The organism is Mesorhizobium sp. M8A.F.Ca.ET.021.01.1.1, from assembly GCF_003998025.1.
GTDB lineage: Bacteria > Pseudomonadota > Alphaproteobacteria > Rhizobiales > Rhizobiaceae > Mesorhizobium.
Genome location: NZ_RZSJ01000458.1, coordinates 1 through 5,169 on the forward strand (window position 1 = coordinate 1; position 5,169 = coordinate 5,169).

6 protein-coding genes are annotated in these 5,169 nt (G+C 64.5%); 4 read left to right on the top strand and 2 right to left on the bottom strand.

Annotated features, from left to right (window positions below; genetic code table 11):
• The 3 genes from EOA36_RS26950 to EOA36_RS26960 all read left to right on the top strand — a co-directional run.
• Positions 1 to 577 (top strand): DUF445 family protein (locus tag EOA36_RS26950; protein ID WP_127280146.1); only part of this gene is annotated, 577 nt, incomplete at its 5' end.
• Positions 578 to 681: 104 nt separating this feature from the next.
• Positions 682 to 1,110: a phasin family protein gene (locus EOA36_RS26955; protein WP_127280147.1), complete on the top strand. Its 429-nt coding sequence runs from the start codon at positions 682 to 684 to the stop codon at positions 1,108 to 1,110.
• A gap of 257 nt (positions 1,111 to 1,367) precedes the next feature.
• Positions 1,368 to 1,865, top strand: a complete 498-nt coding sequence (locus EOA36_RS26960) for a MaoC family dehydratase (RefSeq protein ID WP_127280148.1) — start codon at positions 1,368 to 1,370, stop codon at positions 1,863 to 1,865.
• Between the two features lie 142 nt (positions 1,866 to 2,007).
• On the opposite strand, the gene EOA36_RS26965 is transcribed toward EOA36_RS26960, so the two are convergent.
• Positions 2,008 to 3,465 (bottom strand): MFS transporter, encoded by a 1,458-nt coding sequence (locus EOA36_RS26965; protein WP_127280149.1) that lies wholly within the window; start codon positions 3,463 to 3,465, stop codon positions 2,008 to 2,010.
• 131 nt (positions 3,466 to 3,596) lie between these two features.
• Between EOA36_RS26965 and EOA36_RS26970 the strand changes: the two genes are divergently transcribed.
• A complete protein-coding gene (locus EOA36_RS26970) occupies positions 3,597 to 4,487 on the top strand; it encodes a LysR family transcriptional regulator (protein WP_127280150.1) in 891 nt (296 codons plus the stop codon).
• Between the two features lie 4 nt (positions 4,488 to 4,491).
• Here the strand turns inward: EOA36_RS26970 and EOA36_RS26975 are convergent.
• A partial coding sequence (locus tag EOA36_RS26975; protein WP_145969327.1) for a PLP-dependent aminotransferase family protein occupies positions 4,492 to 5,169 on the bottom strand: 678 nt, incomplete at its 5' end.

Sequence of the window (5,169 nt, forward strand, 5' to 3'; positions counted from 1 at the left end):
CGATGCCTACCGCCTGAAGAAGATCGTCGCCTCGGCGGGCTCCCTGCTGGACGAAGTGCGTGCCGATCCCGACCACCCGATGCGCGCCGAATTCGACCGTTTCGCGCAAAGTTTCGTCGAGCGGCTGCGCACGTCCAAGCAATATGCCAAGCGAGCGGAGAAAATGAAGCGCGATTTTCTCGCCAGACCCGAAGTCAGGGCGCTGGCCGGCGACATGTGGGAGAGCCTCAGCCTGTTCATCGAGCAGGATGCCAAGGCGCCGAATTCGCTGGTCCGGGAGCATCTCGCCAACATGTTCGTCGAAGTCGGCCGCCATCTTGCCGGCGATGCCCAGATCCGGGCCGACATGAACCAAGGATTCGTGGTGGCGCTGGCCTCATTCGTGGAAAGCCAGAAGAGCGGCGTGTCGAAATTCATCGCCGACCAGGTCAAGCGCTGGGACCTGGCGCAACTGACACGCCTGATCGAGATGAACATCGGCAGGGACCTGCAATATATCCGCTTCAACGGCATGATCATCGGCGGGCTGGCTGGCATCGTGCTCTATACGATCGAGTTGCTGCTCCCGGTCAATTGATCCGTATCGATCGCCAGGCGTGCGTTCGAAATGGACACACGGCGTTCGAGTGCTATTCTCCCGTCGAGGGCGTCCGCAACCGCGGCAAAGGGGAGAAGACAGTCATGGCCAGACAAGCAGAATCCGATTCCTTCATGGAGATGTTCGGCAGATTCGGCCGTGACCTGAAGGTGCCCAACGTCGATGTCGAGGCGATCCTTGCCCATCATCGCAAGAACCTCGAGGCACTGGAGAAGGCGGCACGGACCAGTGCGGCCGGGGCAACCTCGCTGATGTCAAGGCAGCGCGAAATGCTGCAGGACACGTTGCGGGAGGTCGCCGACATGGCGCAGAGCTACCGCGCACCGGGCAATCCGCAGGAACTGATGGCCAAGCAGACGGAGTTTGCCAGAAAATCCTTCGAGGCCGCGCTCAAGAACGCTGGTGAAGTGGCTGAACTGGCCAGGAAATCAGGCACCGAATCGATCGACATACTGCGCGCGCGCATCAAGGAGGCGATGGAGGAGGTCCGCGCCGGCTACGGGCAGAAGTGAATCCCATCGGCTGTCGTTTCGCCCTCTATCCGGCACGCCGGTTCGCGATTCCGCAACCTTGCACATAGTTGCATTAGCGCCACGGCATAAGCTCCCGGCAAGCTGGAAGGTCAAAAAGTCCGGTTCGGGCCTGCCATTGCGTGGCAAGCCATGGCACGAGTGTGTTCGAATCCGGCGGAACGGTTTTGCGCGGAACGAATTGACAGAGGCCGCCGGTTCGTGGTCCGGAAGCTCTGGAAGCGATCGGGAAAGCAGGAATGACGGAAGTACGGCCTAAAACGCCGCCAACCTACGAACAGCTGAGAACGATGTCCGGACAGGAACTCGGCGTCTCGGAATGGACCACGGTCGACCAGAACCGCATCAACCAGTTCGCCGAATGCACCGGCGACCATCAATGGATCCACGTCGATCCTGAACGGGCGCGGCGGCAAAGCCCGTTCCGCACCACGATCGCGCATGGCTATCTGACGTTGTCGATCATCGGCGCGCTGGCCCTCGAAATGGGCATCGTGCCCGAGAATACGCAGGCCGCCTTCAACTATGGTTTCGACAAGGTGCGTTTCCTGGCGCCGGTCAGGGTCGGCGCGCGCATCCGCCTGCGCACGACGCTGCTTTCCATGGAAGACCGTGGCCCAGGCCAATATCTGATGAAGGCAGCCAACACGGTCGAGATCGAAGGCGAGGAAAAGCCGGCGCTGATGGCTGAAACGCTCGTCATGCTTTACGAACGCCGCAAACGGGCAGGGGCCTGAACGGCGGTCCGCCAGGCCCCTCGCGTCATTTCATTGGCCGTAACAGTTCCGGCAAAGACGATGCGCATGGCCATCACCCACATGGGCAGGATGAAGGTCGTGAAGGAGGGGCGGCGAAGGCGAGCGGTCAAACGATTGCGGTTCAACGCCGGTTGGGTTCCGCTCGGCGGTCGGCGCGGGCGGAGAGCACCGCAAGGACCAGCGCGGCCAGGGCCAGGGCCGTGGCTGCCCGGAAGGTGATCTGCATGCCTTGGGCCGCCGCCGCGGAACTCAAGAGCTGCTGCCCGATCCCTTGCTGTGCATCACTCGATGCGATCGCGAATATGGCACCCATTAGCGATGCGCCAGTGATGAGACCAAGATTGCGCGACAGGTTGAGCAGACCGGAAACGACGCCACGTTCGTTTGCACTTACACCGCCCATGACGGCCGCGTTGTTGGCGGTCTGGAACAGGGCGTAGCCGAAGCAGGTGACGGTGATTGGAGCGACGTAGCTGGCAATGCCGAGCCTGGTCAGGGCAAGCGACAGGAGGCACGTTCCCGTTACGAGGCAGAGCAGGCCGGCGACCATCATCCCGTGGGCACCGAAGCGATCGGTCAGCCGGCCGGCCAGCAGCGCCGACAGGGTCGAGACAAGCGGCCCTGTCGAAAGCACCATTCCAACCATCGCGGCATTCAATCCCAGCCCGCGCGACAGGTAGAACGGAGCAACCACCAGGGTTGCCATCATCACCGTGGCGACGATGAGACTCATGGCGAGGCCGGCGCTCAGCCGCGGGTCGCGGAAGCGGTCGAGTTGGACGAGGGGCGCCTTCGCTTTCGCCTGAGCGATGGCGAACACGATGACGCCGATACCGGCCGCGACCAGCAGGCCCAGATTGAGCACGCCGAAATTGCCTCGGCCAAGCGTCAATGCCAGGGCATAGGCGCCCAAGGTAAGGGCCAGCAGGGCGGTGCCCGTGACGTCAAACGTGCCTCGACCGGCCTCCATTGTTCCGCCTCGCGCCGGCAAGGCACGCCAGGCGAGAGCGAAGGTCAGAAGACCCAGCGGCACATTGACAAGAAAGATTGGCCGCCAGCCGAGGCCGGCGATCAACAAGCCACCAAGCGAAGGCCCGAGGGTCGTGCCGATCGCGGACATGGCGCCGAGCAGGCCCATGGCGCTGCCGGTTCGCTCCTTGCTTACGGTTTCCGCGACGAAGGCCAGTGTCAGCGCCATCATCAGCGCGGCGCCAAGTCCCTGCACGGCGCGCGCCGCGATCAGCAGCCAGAGTGTCGGTGCCAGTCCGCAGACCACCGATGCCAGCGTGAACAGCGCGATGCCACAAAGCAGCAAAGGCCGACGCCCGAACATGTCGGCCAGCCGTCCGGCGCCGACGATCAGCGTGGTGATGGCGAGCAGATAGGCGAGAACCACCCATTGCACGGCCTGGAACGATGCATCGAAGGCTTGCATCAGCGAAGGCAGGCCGACGCTGGCAATGCTGGTTCCCAGTGACGATAGCAGCGTGGCGAGCGACAGGCTCACCAGCGCCAGGCCAGCGGACTGGGCCTGTCGCGGCGCCGATATCAGTTCCCGATTTTGCTCAACGACTGCCAAGGCGATCTCCTTTCTGTCTGCTCCGGAACCGGAGCTGTCGGAGATCTAGTCTTGTGTCCGATGCGGCGGAAGGCGCAGCATTTGCATCTTATTCGTGCATCGGACGCCATATCATATGCTATGATCGATCCATGACATCGCCCGATCTCAATCTCCTCTTTGCCCTCGACGTCCTGCTGGCCGAAGGCAGCGTGGCGCGCGCGGCGCGCCGGCTGCGGCTCAGCCCCTCGGCGATGAGCCGGACGCTGGCGCGGCTGCGCGAGGCAACGGGCGATCCTCTGCTGGTGCGCGCCGGGCGCGGCCTGGTGGCGACGCCGCGTGCGGAGGAATTGCGGCGACAGGTCGGCCGTGTCGTCCAGGACGCGGAGGTGCTCCTGCGCCCGACCGAGTTGCTTGATCCCCGGAGCCTGGACCGGATCTTCACATTGCGCACCAACGAAAGCTTCGTCGAGGAGTTCGGGCCTCGCCTCGTCGCCCGCACCGAGGCCGATGCGCCAGGGGTGCGGCTGCGTTTCGCACCGAAGTCCGACAAGGATGCGATGTCGCTGCGCGAAGCGGCGATCGACCTGGAAATCGGCGTTGCCGGCGAGACCGGACCCGAGGTTCGCATCCAGGCCCTGTTTCGCGACCGCTTTATCGGTGCCGTGCGAGCCGGCCATCCCCTGGCCGAGGGCAAGGTGACGCCCGAGCGCTATGCGGCTGGCCGGCACATCAGCGTCTCGCGACGCGGCCGCGAGAAGGGACCGATCGACGAGGCCCTGGGCATGATTGGCTTGCAGCGGAGGGTCGTGTGCATGGTCTCAGGTTTTTCGGCGGCACTTGCCATGGCCCGGGCCTCGGATCTGATCGCCAGCGTGCCCGAGCGGCATACGGCAGGAGCGCGTGCCGGCATGCACAGTTTTGCGCCGCCGGTCGCTACCGTGGACGTCACCATCTCGATGCTCTGGCATCCGCGCCTCGAGGCGGATCCGGCGCAACGCTGGCTGCGGGACTGCGTGCGGGAAGTCTGTGCGGGTCGCTGACCGATCAGCGAGACATTGCCGTTTCGAGCGTCTTGAAAATCCGCTCGTCCGCGCATTGGGCAACGTTGAAGCGCAGGAAGCGGCTGGCTGACTGCGACAGGCTGAACGCATTGCCGGGTGCCAGAACGATGTTGTCGGCGAGCGCGCGGCGGGCGACGTCGGCCGCGTCTACCCGGTCCGGCAGGCCGCACCACAGGAACAGCCCGGCCGGTTGGTCGATCCAGGGCGTGATGCCGATCGCCTTCAGCCGGGCGCTGGTCTCGCCCATGGCACGCGAGAGGCGCGCGCGCAGCAAATCCATGTGCTTGCGGTAGCTGCCGTCCTTCAGCAACGTCAGCACAAGTTCGGCCGCCAGCCGTCCGCCGCCGAAAGTCGTGGCGATCTTGAGGTCGGCCAGGCCCTCGATCCAGTCGCGGGGGGCGGCGATGAAGCCGCAGCGGACCGACGCCGACAGCGTCTTGGAGAAACTGCCGATCTGGACAACGCGGCTAAGGCCGTCGAACGCCGCCAGCCTGGGGGCAGGGGCATGTTCGAAATCGGCGAAGATGTCGTCCTCGACGATGGTCAGGCCCGACTGGTCGGCCAGTTTGAGCAGACGATGGGCCGTCACCGGAGACAGGATCGCCCCCGTCGGATTGTGAATGGCGGAGTTGGTGATGTAGAGGCGCGGCCGGTGTTCGGC

What these genes read in the sequence shown, in the direction of transcription:
- EOA36_RS26955 (WP_127280147.1), top strand. Translation starts at nt 682, where the DNA reads ATGGCCAGACAAGCAGAATCCGATTCCTTCATGGAGATGTTCGGCAGA.
- EOA36_RS26960 (WP_127280148.1), top strand. Translation starts at nt 1,368, where the DNA reads ATGACGGAAGTACGGCCTAAAACGCCGCCAACCTACGAACAGCTGAGA.
- EOA36_RS26970 (WP_127280150.1), top strand. Translation starts at nt 3,597, where the DNA reads ATGACATCGCCCGATCTCAATCTCCTCTTTGCCCTCGACGTCCTGCTG.